Raw genomic sequence first — 24,247 nt, forward strand, 5'->3', positions numbered from 1 at the left:
AACGATGGTTACTAAACATATTTAAAACATCATATCATGAAAAAGATCATTTTAGCCGCTACTTTAGCATTCGCAGGATTCACAGCAGTACAAGCAAGTGAAATAAATACAATCAAAAACGCTGCAATTGTTGCAGTTCAGGATAGTGCAGTAAAAACTCCGGTTAAGTTGGAAGAATTACCTGAACCAGTAACCACCGCATTAAAATCTGATGCCTACAAAGGATGGACCGCTACTGAAGCCTGGTCGGTAAAAGAAGGTACAAAGGAATATTATTTAATCAATGTTAAAAAAGAAGCCGAAACTGGCTCTGTTAAAATTGATAAAGACGGTAAGCCCGTACAGTAAAACCCAAATAATTACATCTACCTATGATAAGAAAGCCAGATTATGTCTGGCTTTTCTTATTTTTGTTACATGGCGAGAATCCTGATTTTAGAAGACGATACTACATTTGCTCAAATACTTGATGGTTTTTTAACCAAAAACGGTCATGAGATTACACTTGTAACACAAGTAAAGCAATCATTTAAGCAAGTTGAAACCAATACATTTGATTTACTTTTAATCGATTACCGCCTGCCGGATGGAACCGGATTTGAAGTGCTTACCCACCTTCGCGATTTGGGTCTTTCTATCCCGGTAATTATCATGACCAGCTTTAACGATGTTCGTACAGCGGTCAAATCTATTCAATTGGGTGCATTTGATTATATTACCAAGCCTGTAAATCCAGATGAGCTATTAATGGTGATCAAAAATTCTTTAACTAAAAAGGATTTAAAGAGCGTTGAACCAAAAGAAATAGACAGCGATTTTATAAGGGGCAAAAGTGCCATTGCCGATAAACTGTATGAGCATATTAATTTGGTGGCCCCTACAGACATGTCGGTAATTATACAAGGCGAAAGCGGCACAGGGAAAGAATTTGCTGCCAGAACCCTCCACCAGCAGAGCAAACGTGCCAATCAACCTTTCGTTGCTATAGATTGTGGTGCATTATCGAAAGATTTAGCTGCCAGCGAGTTATTCGGACATGTTAAAGGCGCATTTACAGGAGCATTAAATGATAAAAAAGGCCAATTTGAAGCAGCTAATGAAGGAACTTTGTTTTTAGATGAAGTGGGTAACCTAAGTTATGAAGTTCAGATTAAACTCCTCAGAGCCTTGCAGGAAAGGGTGATCCAGCCTTTGGGCAGCACCAAACAGATCCCCGTTAATGTCCGGATCATCACGGCTACCAATGATGATCTGGCCAATAGCATGCAACAGGGAGAATTCCGAGAAGATTTATATCATCGTTTAAATGAATTTAAAATCCAGCTTCCACCATTGCGGGAAAGAGGTGGAGACTTAGAATTGTTTATCAACCATTTTATACAATTGTCTAATCGCGATTTAGACCGTAACGTTAAAAGTATTTCTACCGAAGCGAAAGCACTATTGTTGAGTTATGACTGGCCAGGCAACCTCCGCGAGCTCAGCAATGTAATTAAACGAATGGTTTTATTGACGCAGGGCGAAGTTGCCCAGATTAATGCATTACCTGATGAAATGATGATTTCTGTCCATCAGCAATCGGCCCCAGGCAATTCATCCGATCTGAAAGCTGTTAATGAACAGAATGAAAAAGCATTGATTACTGAAACGCTGATCAAAGTAAGATATAACAAATCAAAAGCTGCAAAAATCTTAAATATCGATCGCAAAACGTTGTACGCTAAAATGGAACGCTACGGGATAGCGTAATTATTCGGCGTTAGCATAATCGATTTTTTCTATAAAGGCAATTAAATTATCCAATGCTTTCATCTGTAATAACACTTCAGATTTAATATTTGCTGTTAATCCTTTTTCGTCTATTTCCATTTCCAGGATTCTAAAAGCATTTGCTAATGTTTTAGCGCCCATCTGCGCTACACGCCCGGCAAGGCGATGAACCAATAACCTGCTTTTATCCTGATTGTTTTCATCCAGGTATTTTTTAAGCTCGGACGCATCGTCGATCGAATCTCGTTTAAAACGGTTAAGGATTTTTTCCAAAAGCTCCTGATCGCCAAAAGTCATCTTTTCGATAGAAGAAAAATCAAATTCAGGCTGACGATTTGTTAAGATTTCTGTTTTATCAAAAATAGAGAGAATATCAACCGCCCTAAACGGTTTCATAATTAATCCATCAAAGCCCTCGCTCAAAACCATTTCGCGCTCTTCAGGCAAAACCTGGGCAGTAATGGCATAAAATTTAACATCTTGAGGCAGCTTCTTTTTTAATAAGTGACAAAGTTCAAAGCCTGTCATTTCAGGCATACGCATATCAATCAAAACATTCTTCAAATCAGGAGCGGGTTCAGTATGAAGAATATCTGCCACCTGTGTAAAACTCCTGTAAGGAACTTTATTTTTTTGAAAAATCATTCCGCATAAATCCAGGATCAGCTTATCATCATCAATTACCCATACGGTACCGGGGTTTACTATGGCATAATGCGTTAAGTCTAAAGCATCGTTAACACGCTCATTGGTATTTTCATATTTGATGTAAATATTAAATGTAGTGCCAATGCCTGGCTTACTTTTCACATAAATCCTTCCTCCCTGTGCTTCAATCAAAGATTTAACGATGGGCAGGCCCAAACCGGTACCAGCCGGATTAATCACATACTTTTCAGGAGATTCTATCTGCTCAAATTCATTAAATATCTTAGGAATATCTTTTTCCTCAAAACCAATTCCAGTATCCTTTACGGTAAAATGAAAGTGAAGATCATTTCCTTGCCTTTTGTAAGATACCGCAAGTTTGATTTCCCCTTTCAAAGTAAATTTTACCGCATTACCCAGTAAGTTAAATAAAATCTGCTTTAGTCTAAAAGCATCGCCCTTTACAAATTGAAGATCGGCAAGATCAAATGCTGTATTCAACTGGATTAACTTCTGCTCTGCCAATGGCCGCATTACCGAAACCACTTCATCCAAAGCTTTTTGGATATTAAATACCTGATTGTTGAAGCTAAACTCTCCTGAAGTAATCCGGTTATAATCCAATACCTCATTTACAATCTGAAGTAAATGAATGGATGATTGATAAATGGCATCCACATCTTTTTTATTCGGTACGTCCTGTTGAGTAATCAGCTCGGCATAACCTAAAATAGACTGTAAGGGAGTTCGGATCTCATGGCTCATATTTGATAAAAATCGCTGCTTTGCTTTACCATGGTATTCAGCCTCATCTTTAGCCAGTTCCAATTCTTTTCGATATCGGTTACTTTTTGTGATGTCGGCCATAATCAAATACAGCAGAATAACGGTTAACAGAAAGAAGATGATAATAATGGTTGTAATCTGGGTAATTCCATCATTAACCACTTCCTTAGCCTGAATGCCATTTAAATCTACCTGCGCTACAGCTTGTCCTTCAACTTCTCTTAAAATCTGTAATATTTTGGCAGTTAAAGCATTGCTTGCACTCGATAAATCGGCTTCCCGCTTTAAAAATTTCTGGCTTTTCTGACGTTGTTCCAATTCGATATTTTTTAACGAACCCGTCATACTTTTCATGATACTATCTTCAGCCTTTGCATTTAAGGTGTCGCGCTTAACTTTAAATTCTTCGTTAATAATTTTATAAACATCCGATTTTTTCTTGCCAAAAAGTTTACTCAGGAAGCCTCTCGATTTTTGTTCTTCCTCAGGTGCAACCGTAGTCGTTGATGTGGTCGTTTCGGTGGTTAATACTGCACTATCTGCTTGCCTGCTGCGGGTAGCCACCAGCTCATTCAATTTTCGAACCTCATCGGAGAAAGATTTGGTGTTCACCAGTGTTTCCCTCACTTTAAGATAGTTCACAAATTGTTTATCACGTTCGGACAGTAAACTTTTGATCGATTTTATCCTTGCCAGTTGCGCAGAATCACCTTTGTATAATTTACGCAGCGTATCTAAGCTAGATCTTAACCTCCGCGATTCTTTGAGAAAGCTATAATTACCCTGTTTGTTAAAAGCCTCATCGCGTTGCAATTGATCTAACCTGGCTATCTTATGCGAGAGGTCGTTAACGATCCTCAAGCGATCGTTTGGTGCGGAAATTTCTTCAACGGTATCCAACATCCGAGTAAAAGCAAACTTACTGATACCCCATGCCAAAAGCAGCGCAAAACAGGCGAACAAAAAACCGATGATCACTTTACTTTTGATTGCCCGGAAAAATCTCTTCTGAATAACAGCCGCCATTGATTTAGATTGTATAGGTTATCCATTATCATAACGGTTTAACCTAAAGAATTGGTATGCATTTATCTTTTACAAATAACGTACCACAAGAAAAATTGATTAAAAAACTTTAATTTTATTCGCCTCAAAAAACAAACCATGAACCGCATCGACCGCCTTTTCGGAATTCTAACCCTGCTTCAATCCAGAAAATACATTACTGCTGAAAAATTGCAGAAAGGTTTGATATAAGCGTGCGTACTGTTTATCGCGATATTAAAGCATTAGGTGAGCAAGGAATACCGGTGAGTTTTGAGCAACATAAAGGCTATTATCTGGTACAGGGTTATTTCTTACCCCCGGTTTCCTTTAATATGGACGAGGCTAATGCACTGTTATTAGTCGAAAGTTTAGTCAATGGATTTGCCGATAATTTTATCCGATCGCATTATTCTAAAGTGCTGACAAAAATAAAGGCGGTATTAAAAACCGGCCAGAAGGAAAAGCTCGAAACTTTACATCAACATATTAAATTACAGATTCCGCATAGGTTGAATTTTAATTTCGAATACCTGTCGATTATTCAAAACGCCATTACCGAAAAACACCTGATTGAACTGAACTATAAAATAATAAGGAAGAAATGAGCCAACGGGAAGTTGAACCAATAGGCCTGATTTTTTATGCTTTTAGCTGGCATTTAATTGCCTGGTGCCACCATCGGAATGAATATCGGGATTTTAACCTTATCAGGATTATCTGCCTTAAAAACTTAGGTGTACCTTTCAAAAACGCACAACACATGCCACTAAGTGACTATATGCATCTGCTTCCTCTAAATTATTAAAAACATTTTTTCCAGACTGCCATAGGGTTGTCAGTAGGCAGCATTTTCTTTGTGTAAACAAAAATTAAAGTCATGAGCATCGCTGATTTATTACTGATGGAATTATACACTGCAGAAAAAACGAGACAGAAAAATATGGATATTATTAATTTATTATTGAAAGAATTAGAGGCTGAAATTAACATTACAAAAAAATTCCTGGTAATTGTCCCCGTAGAAAAATTCGATTGGGCTCCACACGAAAAAAGTATGAAATTGAAATCTCTTGTGGTCCATATCGCCGATTTACCAAGTTGGATTTCACTAGCTTTAACAACTTACGAGCTTGATTTTGAAACAGCACCATATACCGAACCATTGGCAGAAAGTGCAGATGACTTGCTTAAAATCCTGGAAAAAAATCACGTACTGGGAAAAGGTGAATTAGAAAAAGCAACTGAAACAGATTTAAATGGCCGTTGGGTTTTAAGGATGGGGAAACGGGTTTTGGCAGATTATTCTAAATATGAAACGATCCGTCACACCATTAGTCAAATTATTCACCACAGGGCACAATTAGGTGTTTATTTAAGATTATTGGATATTCCGATTCCAGGAAGTTATGGCCCAAGTGCCGATAATCCAAACTTTTAAATTTTAAGCATTGCAGAATAGACCATTAGAACCAGCTACGTTTTGATGGCCTATTCTTTCACTCTTTTATCGACAATATGGAGAATGAATAACACAATTTATTTCCGTAAAATTGCAGTATGAACAATCATGCTGCAACCCGTTTAAATAAATTTATTAGTGAAAGTGGTTTATGTTCACGCCGCGAAGCAGACCGATATATTGAAAAAGGAACGGTTTTTATCAACGGAAAAAGAGCTAAAGTAGGCGATCAGGTTTTTGCAGGAGATAAGGTGATGGTTAACGGCCATCATATCGAACCAAAAGAAGAAAGTAATTTTATTTTGCTGGCTTTTAACAAGCCTGTTGGGATTACCAGCACAACTGAAGGCAGCGTACGCGATAATATTGTTGATTATGTTAATTACAGTGAAAGAATATTTCCCATTGGCCGGTTGGACAAAGATTCTTCAGGTCTGATCTTCTTAACCAACAATGGCGATATCGTTAACAAAATTTTAAGGGCAGGGAATAAACATGAAAAGGAATACTTAGTTACGGTTAATAAGCCAATTACCGAAGATTTTATCTTTGAAATGAGTAATGGTGTTCCCATTTTGGGCGTAAATACCCGCAAATGTAAAGTACGCCAGATCAGCACTTTTGTTTTCAATATCATCTTAATTCAAGGTTTAAATAGGCAAATTAGACGGATGTGCGAGCATTTTGGTTATGAAGTAACCAAACTTGAGCGTACACGCATCATGAACATCAGCCTTAAAGGTATCCCTACAGGAGAATTTAGGGAACTCACCGAAGAAGAGATGAGCGCGATTACCAAAAGTGTCGAAAATTCGTCTTCAGAAGCTAAAGCTAAAACAAAAAGCGCTGCCAGGAAAAAAACCAATGCCTGGGAGGAAATCCCAGAACTTAGAGAAGAGCAGCCCAAAAAAGCGTTCAAACCGAAACCCGGTCCTCAAAAATCTACAGGCAAAAAAGCAGCTGGTCATTCAGGGGCAAAATCTACCGGCAAAAGTAACAGCGGGAACAGAAATTCGAAATCAGCAAAAGGTAAACCTTCAAATAAGTCAAACATAAGGGGGAGAGGAAGATAAAGCTAAAAATTTGTAAAATTCAGGCTGATCGATCTACCTTATACCTTCCACCTTTTTAGCTTCTACCTTTTTTAACTACCTTTGCAGCAAATGGTAACAGCAAAAAAAAACCGATATTCGTGCGTTAGATCTCCCACAATTGCAACAACACCTTGTAGCAATGCAACAGCCTGCTTTTAGGGCCAAGCAAATTTACCAGTGGCTTTGGGAGAAATCGGCAACGAGTTTTGAGCAAATGAGCAACCTCTCTAAAGATCTCCGCAAGATATTGGACGAGACTTTTGCCATTAATGCTGTTCAGGTCAACAACTCTCAGTTCAGTAACGACCATACCATTAAAAATACGTTTCGGTTAGCCGATGGCAATATTGTAGAAGGTGTTTTAATCCCTTTAGAAGACCGCATGACTGCTTGTGTGAGTTCGCAAGTTGGATGCAGTTTAACCTGTAAGTTTTGTGCCACGGGTTATATGGACCGTAAGCGTAATCTAAATGCTGACGAGATTTATGACCAGGTGGTATTGATTGATCAACAAGCGAAGCAGAATTATAACAATCCCCTCACTAATATTGTGTATATGGGTATGGGAGAACCGCTTTTGAACTATGCCAATGTATTAAAGTCTATCGAACGCATTACTGCACCTGATGGCTTAAATATGAGCTACAAGCGGATTACGGTTTCTACTGCCGGTATTGCAAAAATGATCAAGAAATTAGGCGATGATGGTGCAAAATTTAATCTTGCATTATCGCTACATGCCGCTGATGATAAAAAACGTAATGAGATCATGCCCATTAACGAGGCCAACTCATTAAAAGCACTGGCCGAGGCTTTAAAATACTATTTTGCCAAAACCAAAAATCCGGTAACCTACGAATATATCGTTTTTAACCATTTTAACGATGAAATTTCTGATGCGATGGATTTGGCCAAATTCTGTAAACACATTCCATGTAAAGTCAACCTGATTGAATATAACCCCATTTCTTTTGCTGATTTTACCAATGCAGAAGGAGATAAGATTGATGCTTTTTCTAATTATTTAAAAAGCCAGGGCATTAATACCAACATCCGCCGTAGCCGTGGTAAAGATATCGATGCCGCTTGTGGGCAACTGGCAGTCAAAGAAGAAGCGAATGCTTAAGCCGTCTATTAAAATATTCTTGATATAATCTTTTTCATTCTTGCGCGCAGTTTTCTGTGCATTTAGGTTGGGTACGGTCCTGCTGTACGCTTTATCGGAATGTAAGATGGAAAAGGGACAATGGAACATACTCTGCGGAGATCAGCGTGATCTGCGGGACAAACCTTAACCTTTCTAATTCCTGGATAATTCAAAAAGCCTCTGGTTTTTTCGGAGCGCAGTTTTCTATGCGTTTAGGCTGGGTCCCGTCCTGCTGTTCGCTTTATCCTTTCTGGGAAACTTATCTGTTAAACAATTTTTCTTAGCCAAAAGGGATGCCACTACCATCAGGGGCTATTCTGCAAGGATGGAAAATGGAAATTATGTAAGATGGATAATGGAATGGCTTCTGCGATAATCAGCGCTTTCTGTGGGAACAAACACTTAAGACCATAATGATGGAAACCTTCCTATGCTCCTGGCTCTCTGCCCCTAGCTGATGTAAGATGGAAAATGGGTGATGGAATGGTCTCTGCGCAGTTTAGCATTTCTGCAGAAACAAGCATTTAAGCTGCCTTGAGTCCTTAACGTTGGGAAACTGCTCCATGCCCCATGCTCTCTGCTCCGTCTAAACGAAGAAAGCCCTTCAACATTTCTGCTGAAGGGCTTCTCTTTAAGATCTGGCACCGACCTACTCTCCCACGTGTTACCGCAGTACCATCGGCTCTGGTGGGCTTAACTTCTCTGTTCGGAATGGGAAGAGGTGGACACCACCGATATAGGCACCTGAATATTTTTATTTAAGGTTGAGGGTTGAAAGGTGTGGGGTATAAGGTATCAACCTTACGCCTTAAGCCTTTTGCCTTAAGCCTCAAATGACATATTATTGAAAGAAGTTATTTTGAAGAACAAACAACGAATGTTGTTGCTTTGAAAGCTTCGGATGATTAGTACTACTCGACTGTGCTGTCACCAGCTTTACATCTGTAGCCTATCAACGTAGTAGTCTGCTACGGTCCTATATGGAATTCTCATCTCGTGGCTAGTTTCGCACTTAGATGCTTTCAGCGCTTATCTATTCCCAGCGTAGCTACTCTGCAATGCCCCTGGCGGAACAACAGATTCACTAGAGGCTGGTCCAACCCGGTCCTCTCGTACTAAGGTCAGCCCCACTCAAAATTCCTACGCCCACAACAGATAGGGACCGAACTGTCTCGCGACGTTCTGAACCCAGCTCGCGTGCCACTTTAATCGGCGAACAGCCGAACCCTTGGGACCTTCTCCAGCCCCAGGATGTGACGAGCCGACATCGAGGTGCCAAACCTCCCCGTCGATATGAGCTCTTGGGGGAGATCAGCCTGTTATCCCCAGCGTACCTTTTATCCTTTGAGCGATGGCCCTTCCATGCAGAACCACCGGATCACTATATCCGTCTTTCGACCCTGATCGACCTGTATGTCTCACAGTCAAGCAAGCTTATGCTATTGCACTCCGCGTACGGTTACCAAGCGTACTGAGCTTACCTTTGAAAGCCTCCGTTACCTTTTTGGAGGCGACCACCCCAGTCAAACTACCCATCAAACAATGTCTCCCAAATTTTGGGATTAGACACCGAATACAGAAAGGGTGGTATTTCAACGTTGGCTCCACGATGCCTGGCGACACCGCTTCAAAGCCTCCCACCTATCCTACACATCCTGTACCCAATGTCAATGTTAAATTGTAGTGAAGGTGCATGGGGTCTTTCCGTCCCGTTGCGGGTACCCGGCGTCTTCACCGGGACCACAATTTCACCGAGCTCATGGCTGAGACAGCGCCCAGATCGTTACACCATTCGTGCAGGTCGGAACTTACCCGACAAGGAATTTCGCTACCTTAGGACCGTTATAGTTACGGCCGCCGTTTACTGGGGCTTCGATTCAATGCTTCTCTTGCGATGACATCCCCTCTTAACCTTCCAGCACCGGGCAGGTGTCAGGCCTTATACCTCATCTTTCGATTTTGCAAAGCCATGTGTTTTTGTTAAACAGTCGCCTGGGCCTTTTCACTGCGGCTGACATTGCTGACAGCGCCCCTTCTCCCGAAGTTACAGGGCCATTTTGCCGAGTTCCTTAGCCATGATTCACTCGAGCACCTTAGAATCCTCTTCCCGGATACCTGTGTCGGTTTGCGGTACGGGTTTTTATAACCTGGAGCTTAGCGGTTTTTCTTGGAAGTCTGATTACCTGCACTATCCAATCGCCCGAAGGTCCTTGGTACTATCAGCTCTCAGCATCGATCACGGATTTGCCTATGTTCGATATACCTACAGCCTTCAACGATCTATTCCGTCAGATCGCGGCAGTGTCACTACTCCGTCCCCACATCGCAGTTATAAAAAGTACGGTAATATTAAACCGTTGTCCATCGAATTTCCCCTTCGGGTTCTCCTTAGGTCCCGACTGACCCTGATCCGATTAGCGTTGATCAGGAAACCTTATCCTTTCGGTGGGCGGGTTTCTCGCCCGCCTTATCGTTACTTATGCCTACATTTGCTTTTCTATACCCTCCAGCACCCATTACCAGATACCTTCACCGCATATAGAATGCTCCCCTACCGATATATTTCAATCCCATAGCTTCGGTGTACAGTTTAATGCCCGTTTATTATCCATGCCCGATCGCTCGACTAGTGAGCTGTTACGCACTCTTTAAATGAATGGCTGCTTCCAAGCCAACATCCTAGCTGTCTGTGCAATCGGACCTCGTTAGTTCAACTTAACCGTAACTTGGGGACCTTAGCTGATGGTCTGGGTTCTTTCCCTCTCGGCGCGTGACCTTAGCACCCCGCGCCTCACTGCCGGCCATATTACATAGCATTCGGAGTTTGTCTGGATTTGGTAGGATTTGACTCCCCCGCACCCAATCAGTAGCTCTACCTCTATGTAACTCGATGCCGACGCTGTTCCTAAAAACATTTCGGGGAGTACGAGCTATTTCCCAGTTTGATTAGCCTTTCACCCCTACCCACAGATCATCCGGAAACTTTTCAACGTTTATCGGTTCGGTCCTCCAGTACGTGTTACCGCACCTTCAACCTGTCCATGGGTAGATCACAAGGTTTCGCGTCTACCTCCTCTGACTATACGCCCTGTTCAGACTCGCTTTCGCTTCGGATCCGTGCCTGAAGCACTTAACCTTGCCAGAGAAGAGTAACTCGTAGGCTCATTATGCAAAAGGCACGCCGTCACTGGACCTGCCAGCTCCGACCGCTTGTAAGTACACGGTTTCAGGTTCTATTTCACTCCCCTGTTCGGGGTTCTTTTCACCTTTCCCTCACGGTACTGGTTCACTATCGGTCTCTCAGGAGTATTTAGCCTTACCGGATGGTGCCGGCTGGTTCCCACAAGGCGTCTCCGACCTCGCGGTACTCAGGATACTGCTAGGCTAGCATTCTATACGTGTACTGGGCTATCACCATGTACCGCCGGGCTTCCCATCCCGTTCCACTTCTGTCTGCTAATGCCACGTTGCAGTCCTACAACCCCCACTTTGCCGTAACAAGGTAGGTTTGGGCTCTTTCCCTTTCGCTCGCCACTACTTAGGAAATCATTGTTATTTTCTCTTCCTCTGCTTACTTAGATGTTTCAGTTCGGCAGGTTTGCTCATTATATGTGACATGTCTTCAACATGCCGGGTTGCCCCATTCGGAAATCTCCGGATCTAGTTCCTATTTGCAGATCCCCGGAGCTTATCGCAGCTTATCACGTCCTTCATCGCCTCTGAGAGCCAAGGCATCCCCCGTGTACTCTTTCTTACTTTCTTCTACTCATGCGCCTTTTGCGCCGCATGGTATGCTTTTTTGCTCTTGTTATGATGTCTCATTACTTATCGGTTTCTTACGATCCCTTTAAGTGAGCACAAACAAAACAGTCGCCTATTGTTGTTTGCTCTTCTTTTTTAACTTCTTCCAATATGTCAAAGAACTTTATTAAGCTTTCAGCTCAAAGTCTAAAGCTTAAAGCTTTCTTTTCAGATGCCTTAACCTTTCAGCTTTTCGCTTTCAGCTTATTAGTAAAAAACTGCGGTCTCGAACCGTTTCATCTTTCGTATACAGTACCTGGTATCAGGTAGCTAAAACTTTAGAAGTGCCCCGTGGCGTTTCTTCTTTTCTCAATCTTTATGTCAATGTACATTACCGATCCCGGCAATTGTTTTTTTCTGTTGTGGTGTTTTCAGTTCTAAGCCCTGGGTCTAACCCTAAACCTTCTACCTTACAGCCCTCAACCTTTAATGGTGGAGAATAACGGAGTCGAACCGTTGACCTCCTGCGTGCAAGGCAGGCGCTCTAGCCAGCTGAGCTAATCCCCCAGATTTTAGTTTTGAGTCTCTAGTCTGGAGTTTCGAGCTTTAACTCCCATCTCCCAACTCTTTCCTCCAAACTTAAACGTGTAGTCCCGTCCAGATTTGAACTGGAGACCCCTACATTATCAGTGTAGTGCTCTAACCAGGCTGAGCTACGGGACTGTTTGATTTTAAGGTAAGCTTTAGTATGCAGTATATAGTATCTTACCGCTACTGCTTCCCTTTTTGGCTTACCCTTCATGTCTCCGTTAAGCTATACCCTTATAGTATGCCCACCGTTGTCTTCTGGGTGTTTCTTTTTGTTTATCTTTTTTTGGTATAAAGTATCGGGTATCAGGACCTTAAGCCTTCTACCTCTTTGCCTTCTACCTTATCGAAATATCATGTTGCGTGGCGAGTAGGTGTGTCTACTCCAGAAAGGAGGTATTCCAGCCGCACCTTCCGGTACGGCTACCTTGTTACGACTTAGCCCCAGTTACCGGTTTTACCCTAGGACGCTCCTTGCGGTTACATACTTTAGGTACCCCCAGCTTCCATGGCTTGACGGGCGGTGTGTACAAGGCCCGGGAACGTATTCACCGCGTCATTGCTGATACGCGATTACTAGCGAATCCAACTTCATGGGGTCGAGTTGCAGACCCCAATCCGAACTGTGAACGGCTTTGTGAGATTCGCATCATATTGCTATGTAGCTGCCCTCTGTACCGTCCATTGTAGCACGTGTGTAGCCCCGGACGTAAGGGCCATGATGACTTGACGTCGTCCCCTCCTTCCTCTCTGTTTGCACAGGCAGTCTGTTTAGAGTCCCCACCATAACATGCTGGCAACTAAACATAGGGGTTGCGCTCGTTGCGGGACTTAACCCAACACCTCACGGCACGAGCTGACGACAGCCATGCAGCACCTAGTTTCGTGTCCTTGCGGACTGATCTATCTCTAGATCATTCACTAACTTTCAAGCCCGGGTAAGGTTCCTCGCGTATCATCGAATTAAACCACATGCTCCTCCGCTTGTGCGGGCCCCCGTCAATTCCTTTGAGTTTCACCCTTGCGGGCGTACTCCCCAGGTGGAACACTTAACGCTTTCGCTTAGCCGCTGACTGTGTATCGCCAACAGCGAGTGTTCATCGTTTAGGGCGTGGACTACCAGGGTATCTAATCCTGTTTGATCCCCACGCTTTCGTGCCTCAGCGTCAATAAGACCATAGTAAGCTGCCTTCGCAATCGGTGTTCTGAGACATATCTATGCATTTCACCGCTACTTGTCTCATTCCGCCTACCTCTAGTCCATTCAAGCCCGTCAGTATCAAGGGCACTGCGATAGTTGAGCTACCGTCTTTCACCCCTGACTTAACAGGCCGCCTACGCACCCTTTAAACCCAATAAATCCGGATAACGCTTGGATCCTCCGTATTACCGCGGCTGCTGGCACGGAGTTAGCCGATCCTTATTCTTCCGGTACATTCAGCTCATTACACGTAATGAGGTTTATTCCCGGATAAAAGCAGTTTACAACCCATAGGGCAGTCTTCCTGCACGCGGCATGGCTGGTTCAGAGTTCCCTCCATTGACCAATATTCCTTACTGCTGCCTCCCGTAGGAGTCTGGTCCGTGTCTCAGTACCAGTGTGGGGGGCCATCCTCTCAGATCCCCTAGTCATCGTCGCCTTGGTGGGCCGTTACCCCGCCAACTAGCTAATGACACGCATGCCCATCTTTATCCCATAAATGTTTGATCATTGGATAATACCATCCTGTGATTTTATGCGGTATTAATCCGGATTTCTCCGGGCTATCCCCCTGATAAAGGTAGGTTGCATACGCGTTACGCACCCGTGCGCCACTTTCTCTTCCAGCAAGCTGGAAAATATCGTTCGACTTGCATGTATTAGGCCTGCCGCTAGCGTTCATCCTGAGCCAGGATCAAACTCTCCATTGTAAAATGTGTTGTTCAATGCTGACCAGTTTTAACTATTGTTAAAAATAGTCTTCTTTTGTTATGTTGTCTGTCAGACAGACACCTTTAAAATAAAGCTACGTAATCATGTACTTTGACCGTACTCCATTACCTCGCTACGCTACATTGACATCTCTTTTAAGAACTTATCGATCATTGACCTCACGGCCGATCTTTATATATCTTCAGACTTCAGTTAGGCCAGGTCTTGTTCGTCCTGCCAGGTTTCCGCCTGTTTCAATCTTTTCTGTTTCTCTTTCCGGCATCCGCCGTTCCGATCTTTTGTTTCCCCTTCGTTTCCGTTGGGGTTGCAAAGGTAAGCATCTTTTTTGTAAATCACAAATAAAATAAATTTTATTTTTCAATCTTCTTTTTCCGCATCCCCTTTTTCAATATGCTGTTTTTCCAGCTTCCCGTTCCTCCCGAACCGGGCTGCAAAGGTAGCAATCTTTTCCTATCCCGCAATATTTATTTTAAAATAAATCTCGCTTTTCTAATCGCCCTTCCACCTTTTCAGTCTGTTGCCCTCTCCTCCGGAGCGGGATGCAAAAGTAGAAAAAATATCTTCAACCGCAAAGGTTTTTAAGCGTTTAACGCAGACTTTGGCATAACTCAATGGTTTTCAACAGGAAAAAATATCTATAGGGTTAAAACTTTTTGGAAGATTACTTGTTTGGGACAGATTTATAAATCCTGCATGGTATAAAAACTAATGGATCCAGTGCAGTAAAAAGATCCTGAAACAAAGGCCGGGCGGAAGTTCAGGATGACGGCAGCACCCAGGATTTTGCCGCAATTCCTAATTTTGCAAGCCTTTCTCCGGCATCCAGCACCTTGAAACTCCGGAAGCCCGTGCCACCTAACCCCCTGCCTGCAGCAGCAGGCGATAGCAGCGGAAAACCCGGAGCAAGGAACGAGCCGAGGATTTGGAATGAATAGCGGGAACATAACTATATAGAAGCACTCAACCTGCTTTGCTGAAAACGAATAAAGTTTACTATGCACCGCAACCCAATAATTAATCACACCTTATCACCCGACAATTAACGAGAAACCCCGATAACGAGGAACGGACCGGTATTGCGGTAACACATGGCGGAACATTCCTAAAATTAGTTACACAATGACTATATATTACCGCAGCCTTAAAATCCTATTATTTCATCATATTTTTTTTATAAATTAGTTTATGCTGCAGGTTAAACAATGGTGCAATGATTTAATTGGTTTGCTATTTCCAAACCTCTGCAATGCCTGTGGTGTCGCGTTATACCATAGCGAACGTTTAATTTGTACAAAATGCCTGTACGATCTCCCCTTTACCGACTATCATCAATATGCAGACAATAGAGTTGCTAAGCAGTTATGGGGCCGCTCACCAATTCATGCAGCGATGGCCATGTTATATTTTAGAAAAGGCACTAAAGTTCAAAACTTAATCCATAATTTAAAATATAACGGCAGAACTGATGTTGGCATACTACTTGGCAATATGCTAGGTGAAAGATTGAAAACAGCAATGCTTTACCAGGATATTGATTTGATTATTCCGGTTCCTTTACACCGCAAAAAATATAAGGCGCGGGGCTACAACCAAAGTACCTTTATTGCTCAAGGAATTGCAGTGCAAATGGGAGTCGAGGTTAGCGAGGATCACCTTATCCGAAATACTTCGACCGAGAGCCAAACCAAAAAAAGCAGGTATAACCGCTATGAAAATATGAAAGATGTGTTCCAGGTAAATTTTCCGGAAAATATCATGGGCAAACATATTTTATTGGTTGACGATGTCATGACCACTGGCGCAACGCTTGAAGCCTGCGCCAATGCACTTTTTGCTGCTGGGGCGACAAAAGTGAGTATAGCAGCACTTGCCTTCGCGGATAATTAATGTAATATGGTGTGAAGTACTATTGGATTAGCTAAACATTTTTTAAGTTTGATTTATGCGTTTAAATATTGGCATAGTGCTATTCATTTTTTTTATTGTTTCGGCTTGCCGCAAGGGAGAAAATATTACCACAGATCAACATGCCAAACTTAGCATTTCGAGTAAAGCAATATTATTCGATACCATTTTTACTTCGGTAGGCTCAACAACGAGAAGAATAAAGATCTTTAATCACAATAATGATGCGGTTAAAGTGTCGGAAATCAAACTCTCTGGTGGCACCACCTCTGCTTTTAGTATTAATATTAACGGAGAGCAAACAACTTATAAAAATGATCTTATTATCAATGGCCGGGATTCCGTAAACCTCTTTGTTAAGGTTTTAATCGATCCCAATGCTACTAACTTGCCCTTTCTGGTGCAAGATTCGGTCATCCTAAATACAAATGGGAATAAACAGGTGATTCAACTTTTAGCTTATGGGCAAAATGCTGTATTTATGAATGATTCCTCTATTGGTAAAAACACCATCTGGACCAAAACTTTGCCCTATATTATTAACGGATCATTAACCCTAAAAAAAGGTGCTGCTTTAACCATCCAGCCAGGAACTAAAATCTACTTCCATAAGGATGCCGATTTGAGCATCGAGGGTAACCTAATCGTTAATGGCAGTATAAGCGAACCTGTAGTCTTTTGTAGCGATCGGCTTGAAAGCATCTATAGTGATGAGCCAGGGCAATGGAAAGGAATATTCTTAAAACGCACCGGATACGGACTGATTAAAAACGCGAGTATTAAAAATGCAGCTGTAGGTATTACCTCCGATTCTTTATCGGTTGATAATAGCCCCAAATTAATTTTGAGCAATAGCATAATCAAAAATATGCAGGTAGCAGCCTATATTGGTTATCATTCAGAGCTGTTGGCCTTCAATAATGTCATGTATAATTGCGGCAATTATCTGGTATACGCTGTTGGAGGTGGGAATTATAACCTGAAACAGAATACTTTTGCGGGTTATAATTCAAACTTTCCCCGTAAAACTGCCGCATTGAGCTTTTCAGATTATTTATCGGCAAGTGCTTACAACAAACTTCAGCTCGATTTAACCAATAATATCATTTGGGGAAGTTTAACTAATGAATTAGACATACAAAATAAAACTTCTGCAACTTTGCTGCTCAATTTATCACATAATCTAATCAGATCTACCAATAATGCTTATAATGCGAATGGCAACATGTTGAACATTGATCCATCCTTTATCAATCAGGAAAAGAAAAACTTTGAACTTTCGGCAAATAGTTTAGCCAGGAAGAAAGGCGCTGATTTAAGCGCGGATCTTTATTTTGATGCCTATCTAAGCAGAGACATCATGGAAAACAAAAGATTTTATCCCTCAACCTTAGGCAGTTACGAAAAATAACATATATTTTTATATTTTCTCAAAACCAAATTGCATGAAGTTGCGTTTATATATTCGAGAGCGTTAATTTAGATGGTAAGGGTCGATTTCTTCTGAAGAATATCGGCCCTTTACTTTTTACCAAGATTTTAGGATTAAAATAAGCTGATTCTCAATGAATATCTCATTCTAAATAGCTATTTCTTTTGCTCTTTCTACGTTTAATCGTCGTGCTGATCCGATAGCTATCGGATTTATTTCAGCATCTTTTCTTTACAGACCCTGAAATGAATTCAGGTTGACGGCTAGAAAATAAAACCTTTATAAAAGATCTGCAGCAATTATTAACCGCAATCAGGTTGATCATGAAAAGAACTTGATCCAAAACGGCATCCGTACAATCGGGCTTATTCAACAAAGTCAGTATTCAGATACCTATAACCAAAAAAGCAGCCACACATTCATGAAACTGCTTTTTCTATTTGTTGTATGTAATTATTCTACAGTAACCGATTTGGCCAGGTTTCTAGGCTGATCTACATTACAGCCACGCATTACGGCAATATGATACGACAATAACTGAAGCGGTATCGTTGCCAAAAGCGGTAAGAAAGCTTCATTGGCATCAGGAATTTCAATGCAGTAATCGGCCATTTTTTTCACCTCGGTATCTCCTTCAGTCACAATGGCAATCACTTTACCTTTTCTGGCTTTTACCTCCTGAATATTACTGATTACTTTCTCGTAAGATGAGTTTTGTGTTGCGATAAACACCACAGGCATTTCTTCATCAATCAAAGCAATCGGACCATGTTTCATCTCCGCAGCAGGATAGCCCTCTGCATGGATATAGGAAATTTCCTTCAGTTTTAAGGCACCTTCCAGTGCCACAGGAAAGCCACTTCCTCTACCTAAAAACAAACAGTTGGTAGAATCTTTAATCTTTTCTGCAACTTCTTTAATCAGGTCGTTAGACTCCAAAGCAACCTGAATCTTTTCAGGAATATGGTCAAGCTCGGTTAAAAGTTCAATCAGTTTGGAAGTGGTGATGCTTCCTTTTTGCTGCGCCATGTAAAAAGCCATCAAAGTTAAAACGGTTACCTGGGCAGTAAATGCTTTTGTAGAAGCCACACCAATTTCAGGTCCGGCATGGGTATAAACACCCGCATGTGTTAAACGCGGAATGGATGCACCCGCAACATTACAAATACCAAAGATAGTTGCGCCACGTTCTTTGGCCATCTCAATGGCCGCCATGGTATCTGCCGTTTCTCCGGATTGTGAAATGGCAATTACCACATCTTTTTCGGTAATGATCGGATTTCTATACCTGAATTCTGATGCGTATTCAACTTCTACAGGAATGCGGGCATATTCTTCGATCAGGTATTCACCAACTAAACCGGCATGCCATGATGTTCCGCAGGCTACAATGATGATACGATCTATATTTTTTAATTTATCGGCAAACTCTTTAATCCCACCAAGCTGCACCTTACCCTCTTCCGGATAAATACGGCCGCGCATACAATCTTTAATGGAACGAGGTTGCTCATAAATCTCTTTCAGCATGAAGTGATCGAAACCACCTTTCTCCAGCATTTCCAACTTTAACTGCAACTCCTGGATTAACGGCGTTTGCACCACATTATCCAATCGTTTAACCAAAAGATCATCCCTGGTAATCAGTGCTATTTCATTATCATTAAGATAGATTACATTTTTAGTGTATTCAACAATCGGGGTGGCATCAGAAGCAATAAAGTATTCTCCCTGGCCCACTCCAATAACCATTGGGCTGCCTTTCCTTGCAGCAATTAACTGATCAGGATGGTCCTGATCCATTATTACGATGGCGTATGCACCATTAACTTCATGCAAAGCTAAACGAACTGCCTCTAAAAGATCGATTTTTTCGATCTCCTGAATCTCTTCAATCAAGTGAATTAATACCTCTGTATCCGTATCACTTTTAAATTCATGTCCCCGGCTAACCAGCTCTTCCTTTAGTGTGGCATAATTTTCGATAATTCCATTGTGAATAATGGAAAGCCTGCCGCTATTTGAAGTATGTGGATGGGAGTTGCGGTCAGAAGGAACACCATGGGTAGCCCAACGGGTGTGGCCCATAGCAATCGTCCCAGACTTATCCTGATCTTGGGCAAACGCTTCCAAAACAGCTACTTTACCGGCCTTTTTATAAATATGCTCCCCGCTTTCGTTCATTACTGCGATACCAGCACTATCATAACCGCGGTACTCTAATCTTTTAAGGCCTTTAAGTACAACTGGCCAAGCTTCTCTATAGCCAATATAGCCTACTATTCCACACATAAACTTTTTATTATATTAATTGCCAAATATATAAAACAAACGTTTGTTTTAAGTATTAAGCACTAAAGATGTTTTTTTTAAATCAAAAAAGCAGCTACAAATCATGCAGCTGCTTTTTTAATCTATTTACTAAATCGAATTAGTTACATCTATTTATAAAGCGGGAATGCACTCACCAATTTAATGACCTCAGCTTTTACGGCATTTAGGTTCGCTTCATCTTCCGGATTAGTTAAAACGCGATCGATTAATTCCACAATCTGTTCCATTTCTGCTTCTTTTAAACCTCGTGTTGTCACAGCGGCCGTACCTACCCGGATACCTGAAGTTACAAATGGCGATTTATCATCAAAAGGAACCATGTTTTTGTTCACCGTAATTTCTGCTTTTTCCAAAGCATTTTCAGCTACCTTACCGGTAATGTTTTTGTTGCGCAGGTCGATTAACATTAAGTGGTTATCGGTACCACCAGAAATAATGCCGTATCCTTTCGCTACAAATGCTTTAGCCATGGCCTGCGCATTGGCGGCTACTTGTTTGATGTATGTTCCATACTCCTCGCTTAAAGCTTCGCCAAAAGCAATTGCTTTAGCGGCAATAATATGCTCTAACGGACCGCCCTGAGTACCCGGGAAAACTGCCATATCAAGCAAATTGCTCATTAAACGGGTCTCGCCTTTTGGTGTTTTTAATCCCCATGGGTTTTCAAAATCCTGTCCCATCATAATCATACCGCCACGTGGTCCGCGTAAAGTTTTGTGGGTAGTAGTGGTTACAATATGGCAATGAGGAAGTGGGTTGGCCAATAATCCCTTTGCAATTAAACCTGCCGGGTGAGAAATATCAGCTAAAACCAAAGCGCCGATTTTATCGGCTACTGAACGGATAAAAGCATAATCCCATTCACGTGAATAAGCAGATGCACCGCAGATAATCAATTTTGGTTTTTCAGCTAAAGCAACTTCTTCTAATTTTTTATAATCAATTAGTCCGGTTTCTTTTTCCACACCATAAAATAAAGGCTGATATAATTTGCCAGAGAAGTTGACAGGCGAACCATGGGTTAAGTGCCCACCATGAGAAAGATCAAATCCTAATATTTTATCACCTGGTTGCAAAATAGCAAGCATTACCGCAGCATTAGCCTGTGCGCCTGAATGTGGTTGAACGTTTACCCACGCGGCTCCAAACAATTCTTTCGCCCTATCGATCGCAATTTGCTCTACCACATCAACCACCTGGCAACCGCCATAGTAACGTTTTCCCGGTAAGCCTTCCGCATATTTGTTGGTCAATACCGATCCGGCAGCTTCCATTACTTGCTTGCTTACAAAGTTTTCTGATGCAATAAGCTCTAAACCATGCTCCTGGCGGTTTAATTCTTTATCGATAAGTTCGAAAATTTGGTTGTCGCGTGTCATTGTATATTCAGGTTTGTATTTTTTTGGCAAAAGTAAGGATTTCAAATTTAATTCAGGCCTGTTTAAGACAATGCTTTCACATTAAAGTTGTTAAAGCCGCTCCCGATGGTGATCTCTACGATTTGTTGTTGCAACATTTCTAAAATGGCCAGGAAATTATAAACGAAATGCACTTTATTTTCCGAATTCTTTAGCACCAGGGCAAAATCAACCTGTTTATTGATATCAAGCAAATTGGCGATAAAGTGTTTTTGCTGTTCAATGGTGTAGGGATATTGTACCACCGTATGTTTAACTTCTTCACTGCGCAACTCATATTTTTGCATGGTGCGGTGATAAACGGTTAAAAGTTTATACAGATCCAGGGATAAAAGTTCATCCTGATTTATAGAAGATGCCGCAGCAAGGGCGAGATCGTATGCAATATTACCCCTGTGGTTTTGTTTCAATCGCTCTTCTTCATACAGCTTCATCTCTTCTGCTGCAGATTTAAACTGTTTATAGGCAATCAGCCTGGCAATCAGGTCCTGCTCGGAGTTGATTTCGTTGCCGGTTTCCTCTACCTCAATCCTTGGCAACAACATTTTAGATTTAATCCGCATCAGCGTAGCCGCAACCAGAATAAATTCGCTTGCCACTTCTACATTCAGGGCCAGGAGTTGGTGGATATAGGCCAAAAAGTCGTTCGTAATTTTTGAGATCTCCACATCCTGTATATTTAATTCATCACGTTCAATAAAGAACAGCAATAAATCGAAGGGACCTTCAAATACCGGAAGCTTTATTTCAAAATTCTCTGCCTGCATGTGTAACCACAAACATAATCAAAAAATTTAGTCCATCAACCGCTAAACCCCTACCGCTCACCGCCAAACCTGAACATCCATTAAAACACTAAACGCCAACGGCTTAACTTACGCTAATAAACCGTCAATTTTCTCTTCTATATTAGAACAAATTTACCTTACTTTGTATCTTGTTTTTCACCATAAATTTCGAATGCAAGTAAAAGCTGGCCCCCTATTATCTAAAATCAACTATCCTGCTGACCTAAAGCAATATAGTGAATCTGACTTGGAACAAATAAGCCAGGAATTACGACAGTATATTATTGATGTAGTAAGCGTAAATGGTGGCCATTTTGGTGCCAGTTTAGGTGTTGTTGAATTAACCGTGGCCTTACATTACGCGCTAAATACCCCTTACGATAAATTGGTTTGGGACGTAGGCCATCAGGCATATGGACATAAAATATTAACTGGCCGCAGAGATTTATTCCACACCAACCGGGTGTACGGTGGCATCAGCGGTTTCCCAAAGATTTCAGAAAGTGAATATGATACCTTTGGTGTAGGCCATTCTTCTACCTCTATCTCGGCGGCTTTGGGTATGGCAGTGGCTTCGCAATTAAAAGGAGAAACCGACAGACAACACGTAGCCGTAATTGGCGATGGTGCCATGACAGCGGGTTTAGCTTTTGAAGGATTAAACCATGCCGGCATTGAAAACAGCAATGTACTGGTGATCCTGAATGACAACTGCATGTCTATCGATCCGAATGTGGGGGCACTGAAAGAATATTTAACCAGCATCACCATCTCTAAATCGTACAACCGTTTCCGTGATGATATTTCTCATGTACTCACCGGGCTATCTAAACTCGGTCCGAATGCGCATAAGTATGTGAAGAAAATAGAGAAAAGCATTAAAGGCACCTTACTTAAACAAAGTAATTTATTTGAAGCTTTAAACTTCAGGTATTTCGGTCCTGTTGATGGGCATGATGTAAAACGCCTGGCGCAGGTGATCAAAGACCTTTCTGCCATACCAGGTCCAAAATTGTTGCACTGCGTTACCGTTAAGGGCAAAGGTTTTGCCCTGGCAGAAAAAGACCAAACCAAATGGCATGCACCGGGCCTTTTTGATAAAATTACGGGCGAAATTAAAAAAAGCGTTCCAGATAAACCACAACCTCCAAAATACCAGGATGTTTTTGGGCATACCATGGTAGAACTGGCAGAGGCTAATGATAAAATTGTGGGTATAACACCCGCTATGCCATCAGGCTCATCATTAAACATTATGATGAAAGCGATGCCAAAACGTGCGTTTGATGTGGGCATTGCCGAACAACATGCCGTCACCTTCTCGGCTGGCCTGGCAGCACAAGGCCTTGTCCCTTTCTGTAATATCTATTCAAGCTTTATGCAAAGGGCTTACGATCAGGTGATTCACGATGTGGCCATTCAAAAACTCAATGTGGTATTTTGCCTGGATAGGGCAGGACTTGCCGGAGCTGATGGTGCTACACACCATGGTGCCTATGATATTGCCTATATGCGCTGCATTCCAAATTTAATCATTTCTTCTCCTATGAATGAAGAAGAACTGCGAAACTTAATGTTTACCGGGCAACAGGAAAATATGGGCCCATTTGTCATCCGTTATCCACGTGGTAACGGAGTAATGCCCGATTGGAAGCGACCTTTCAAAGCATTGGAAATTGGTAAAGGGCGTAAAATCTGCGATGGAGAGGATGTAGCCTTATTAACCATTGGCCATGTAGGTAATTTTGCAGTTGAAGCCTGTATAGAATTAAATAGTGAAGGTTTTTATCCCGCGCATTACGATTTACGTTTCGTGAAGCCTTTAGATGAAGCTTTATTACACGAAGTATTCTCCAAATACAAACACATCATCACAGTTGAAGATGGCTCGTTACCAGGGGGTGTAGGATCGGCAGTAGTTGAGTTTATGACAGACAATAATTATCATGCCCAGGTAGTTCGACTTGGGATTCCGGATAAGTTTATTGATCACGGAGAACAACCTGAACTTTGGGCAGAATGCGGCTATGATCAAGACGCTATCGTTAAAGCCGTAAAAAATGTTGCGGTTAAACGTGTTACAGATAAAATGGCAGGATAAGCCCAAATATTTTAATTGGACATGGCTACTGTAATCTTTTCAAGTTAATGATTCGG

General features: G+C 41.8%; 14 protein-coding genes, 2 tRNA genes, 3 rRNA genes and 1 pseudogene. 10 read left to right on the forward strand and 10 right to left on the reverse strand.

Going from position 1 to position 24,247, the window contains the following annotated elements; translation table 11 throughout:
- Nucleotides 1–36 precede the first annotated feature (36 nt).
- Both PGN18_RS09170 and PGN18_RS09175 read left to right on the forward strand, forming a co-directional pair.
- Nucleotides 37–348 carry a hypothetical protein gene (locus tag PGN18_RS09170; RefSeq protein WP_335319161.1) on the forward strand — a complete coding sequence of 104 codons (312 nt, stop codon included), beginning with the start codon at nt 37–39 and terminating at the stop codon, nt 346–348.
- A gap of 69 nt (nt 349–417) precedes the next feature.
- Nucleotides 418–1,749: a sigma-54-dependent transcriptional regulator gene (locus PGN18_RS09175; RefSeq protein WP_335319162.1), complete on the forward strand. Its 1,332-nt coding sequence runs from the start codon at nt 418–420 to the stop codon at nt 1,747–1,749.
- Here the strand turns inward: PGN18_RS09175 and PGN18_RS09180 are convergent, their stop codons facing one another.
- Entirely contained in the window at nt 1,750–4,230 is a 2,481-nt protein-coding gene (locus tag PGN18_RS09180) for an ATP-binding protein (RefSeq protein ID WP_335319164.1), read from the reverse strand.
- Between the two features lie 233 nt (nt 4,231–4,463).
- Here PGN18_RS09180 and PGN18_RS09185 point away from each other — a divergent pair, with 233 nt between their 5' ends.
- The 5 genes and pseudogenes from PGN18_RS09185 to rlmN form a co-directional block, all read left to right on the forward strand.
- Nucleotides 4,464–4,856, forward strand: a complete 393-nt coding sequence (locus PGN18_RS09185) for a helix-turn-helix transcriptional regulator (protein WP_335319165.1) — start codon at nt 4,464–4,466, stop codon at nt 4,854–4,856.
- Nucleotides 4,853–5,056 (forward strand): helix-turn-helix transcriptional regulator, encoded by a 204-nt coding sequence (locus PGN18_RS09190; protein ID WP_335319166.1) that lies wholly within the window; start codon nt 4,853–4,855, stop codon nt 5,054–5,056. The genes PGN18_RS09185 and PGN18_RS09190 overlap by 4 nt, the downstream gene beginning before the upstream one ends.
- A 72-nt stretch (nt 5,057–5,128) precedes the next feature.
- The gene (locus tag PGN18_RS09195) at nt 5,129–5,689 is read left to right on the forward strand and encodes a DinB family protein (protein WP_335319167.1); all 561 of its coding nucleotides are present in this window, start codon (nt 5,129–5,131) and stop codon (nt 5,687–5,689) included.
- Nucleotides 5,690–5,808: 119 nt separating this feature from the next.
- Nucleotides 5,809–6,783 carry a 23S rRNA pseudouridine(2604) synthase RluF gene (gene rluF, locus PGN18_RS09200; RefSeq protein WP_335319168.1) on the forward strand — a complete coding sequence of 325 codons (975 nt, stop codon included), beginning with the start codon at nt 5,809–5,811 and terminating at the stop codon, nt 6,781–6,783.
- 103 nt (nt 6,784–6,886) lie between these two features.
- Nucleotides 6,887–7,930, forward strand: a pseudogene (gene rlmN / locus PGN18_RS09205) (23S rRNA (adenine(2503)-C(2))-methyltransferase RlmN); the annotation flags it as partial.
- Nucleotides 7,931–8,587: 657 nt separating this feature from the next.
- Here rlmN and rrf read toward each other — a convergent pair.
- From rrf to PGN18_RS09235, 6 genes are all read right to left on the reverse strand, one after another.
- Nucleotides 8,588–8,699: ribosomal RNA gene (gene rrf / locus PGN18_RS09210) — 5S ribosomal RNA — on the reverse strand.
- A 138-nt stretch (nt 8,700–8,837) separates the two neighbouring features.
- Nucleotides 8,838–11,713: ribosomal RNA gene (locus tag PGN18_RS09215) — 23S ribosomal RNA — on the reverse strand.
- A gap of 469 nt (nt 11,714–12,182) precedes the next feature.
- Nucleotides 12,183–12,259 (reverse strand) — tRNA-Ala (locus tag PGN18_RS09220).
- 81 nt (nt 12,260–12,340) lie between these two features.
- A tRNA-Ile gene (locus tag PGN18_RS09225) sits at nt 12,341–12,415 on the reverse strand.
- Nucleotides 12,416–12,669: 254 nt separating this feature from the next.
- Nucleotides 12,670–14,191: ribosomal RNA gene (locus PGN18_RS09230) — 16S ribosomal RNA — on the reverse strand.
- Together the 16S, 23S and 5S rRNA genes with 2 tRNA genes alongside form the textbook arrangement of a ribosomal RNA operon.
- A gap of 214 nt (nt 14,192–14,405) precedes the next feature.
- Entirely contained in the window at nt 14,406–14,549 is a 144-nt protein-coding gene (locus PGN18_RS09235; RefSeq protein WP_335318697.1) for a hypothetical protein, read from the reverse strand.
- Nucleotides 14,550–15,398: 849 nt separating this feature from the next.
- Here PGN18_RS09235 and PGN18_RS09240 point away from each other — a divergent pair.
- Nucleotides 15,399–16,100, forward strand: a complete 702-nt coding sequence (locus PGN18_RS09240; protein WP_335319169.1) for a ComF family protein — start codon at nt 15,399–15,401, stop codon at nt 16,098–16,100.
- Nucleotides 16,101–16,155: 55 nt separating this feature from the next.
- On the forward strand, nt 16,156–17,529 hold the full coding sequence (locus PGN18_RS09245) for a hypothetical protein (protein WP_335319170.1): 1,374 nt from the start codon (nt 16,156–16,158) through the stop codon (nt 17,527–17,529).
- A 474-nt stretch (nt 17,530–18,003) separates the two neighbouring features.
- Here the strand turns inward: PGN18_RS09245 and glmS are convergent, their stop codons facing one another.
- The 3 genes from glmS to PGN18_RS09260 form a co-directional block, all read right to left on the reverse strand.
- A complete protein-coding gene (gene glmS / locus PGN18_RS09250) occupies nt 18,004–19,842 on the reverse strand; it encodes a glutamine--fructose-6-phosphate transaminase (isomerizing) (RefSeq protein ID WP_335319171.1) in 1,839 nt (612 codons plus the stop codon).
- 149 nt (nt 19,843–19,991) lie between these two features.
- A complete protein-coding gene (gene glyA, locus PGN18_RS09255; RefSeq protein ID WP_335319172.1) occupies nt 19,992–21,263 on the reverse strand; it encodes a serine hydroxymethyltransferase in 1,272 nt (423 codons plus the stop codon).
- Between the two features lie 62 nt (nt 21,264–21,325).
- Nucleotides 21,326–22,069, reverse strand: a complete 744-nt coding sequence (locus PGN18_RS09260; RefSeq protein ID WP_335319173.1) for a segregation and condensation protein A — start codon at nt 22,067–22,069, stop codon at nt 21,326–21,328.
- Nucleotides 22,070–22,262: 193 nt separating this feature from the next.
- On the opposite strand from PGN18_RS09260, the gene dxs reads away from it, so the two are divergent.
- Complete coding sequence (dxs, locus tag PGN18_RS09265) at nt 22,263–24,191, forward strand: 1-deoxy-D-xylulose-5-phosphate synthase (RefSeq protein WP_335319174.1); 1,929 nt, start codon at nt 22,263–22,265, stop codon at nt 24,189–24,191.
- Nucleotides 24,192–24,247 lie beyond the last annotated feature (56 nt).

This window comes from Pedobacter terrae (genome assembly GCF_036946585.1).
Classification (GTDB): Bacteria; Bacteroidota; Bacteroidia; order Sphingobacteriales; family Sphingobacteriaceae; genus Pedobacter; species Pedobacter terrae_C.

Coding starts and splice junctions, on each gene's coding strand:
- PGN18_RS09170 (WP_335319161.1), top strand. CDS start 37: ATGAAAAAGATCATTTTAGCCGCTACTTTAGCATTCGCAGGATTCACA.
- PGN18_RS09175 (WP_335319162.1), top strand. CDS start 418: ATGGCGAGAATCCTGATTTTAGAAGACGATACTACATTTGCTCAAATA.
- PGN18_RS09180 (WP_335319164.1), bottom strand. CDS start 4,230: ATGGCGGCTGTTATTCAGAAGAGATTTTTCCGGGCAATCAAAAGTAAA.
- PGN18_RS09190 (WP_335319166.1), top strand. CDS start 4,853: ATGAGCCAACGGGAAGTTGAACCAATAGGCCTGATTTTTTATGCTTTT.
- PGN18_RS09195 (WP_335319167.1), top strand. CDS start 5,129: ATGAGCATCGCTGATTTATTACTGATGGAATTATACACTGCAGAAAAA.
- rluF (WP_335319168.1), top strand. CDS start 5,809: ATGAACAATCATGCTGCAACCCGTTTAAATAAATTTATTAGTGAAAGT.
- PGN18_RS09240 (WP_335319169.1), top strand. CDS start 15,399: ATGCTGCAGGTTAAACAATGGTGCAATGATTTAATTGGTTTGCTATTT.
- PGN18_RS09245 (WP_335319170.1), top strand. CDS start 16,156: ATGCGTTTAAATATTGGCATAGTGCTATTCATTTTTTTTATTGTTTCG.
- glmS (WP_335319171.1), bottom strand. CDS start 19,842: ATGTGTGGAATAGTAGGCTATATTGGCTATAGAGAAGCTTGGCCAGTT.
- glyA (WP_335319172.1), bottom strand. CDS start 21,263: ATGACACGCGACAACCAAATTTTCGAACTTATCGATAAAGAATTAAAC.
- PGN18_RS09260 (WP_335319173.1), bottom strand. CDS start 22,069: ATGCAGGCAGAGAATTTTGAAATAAAGCTTCCGGTATTTGAAGGTCCC.
- dxs (WP_335319174.1), top strand. CDS start 22,263: ATGCAAGTAAAAGCTGGCCCCCTATTATCTAAAATCAACTATCCTGCT.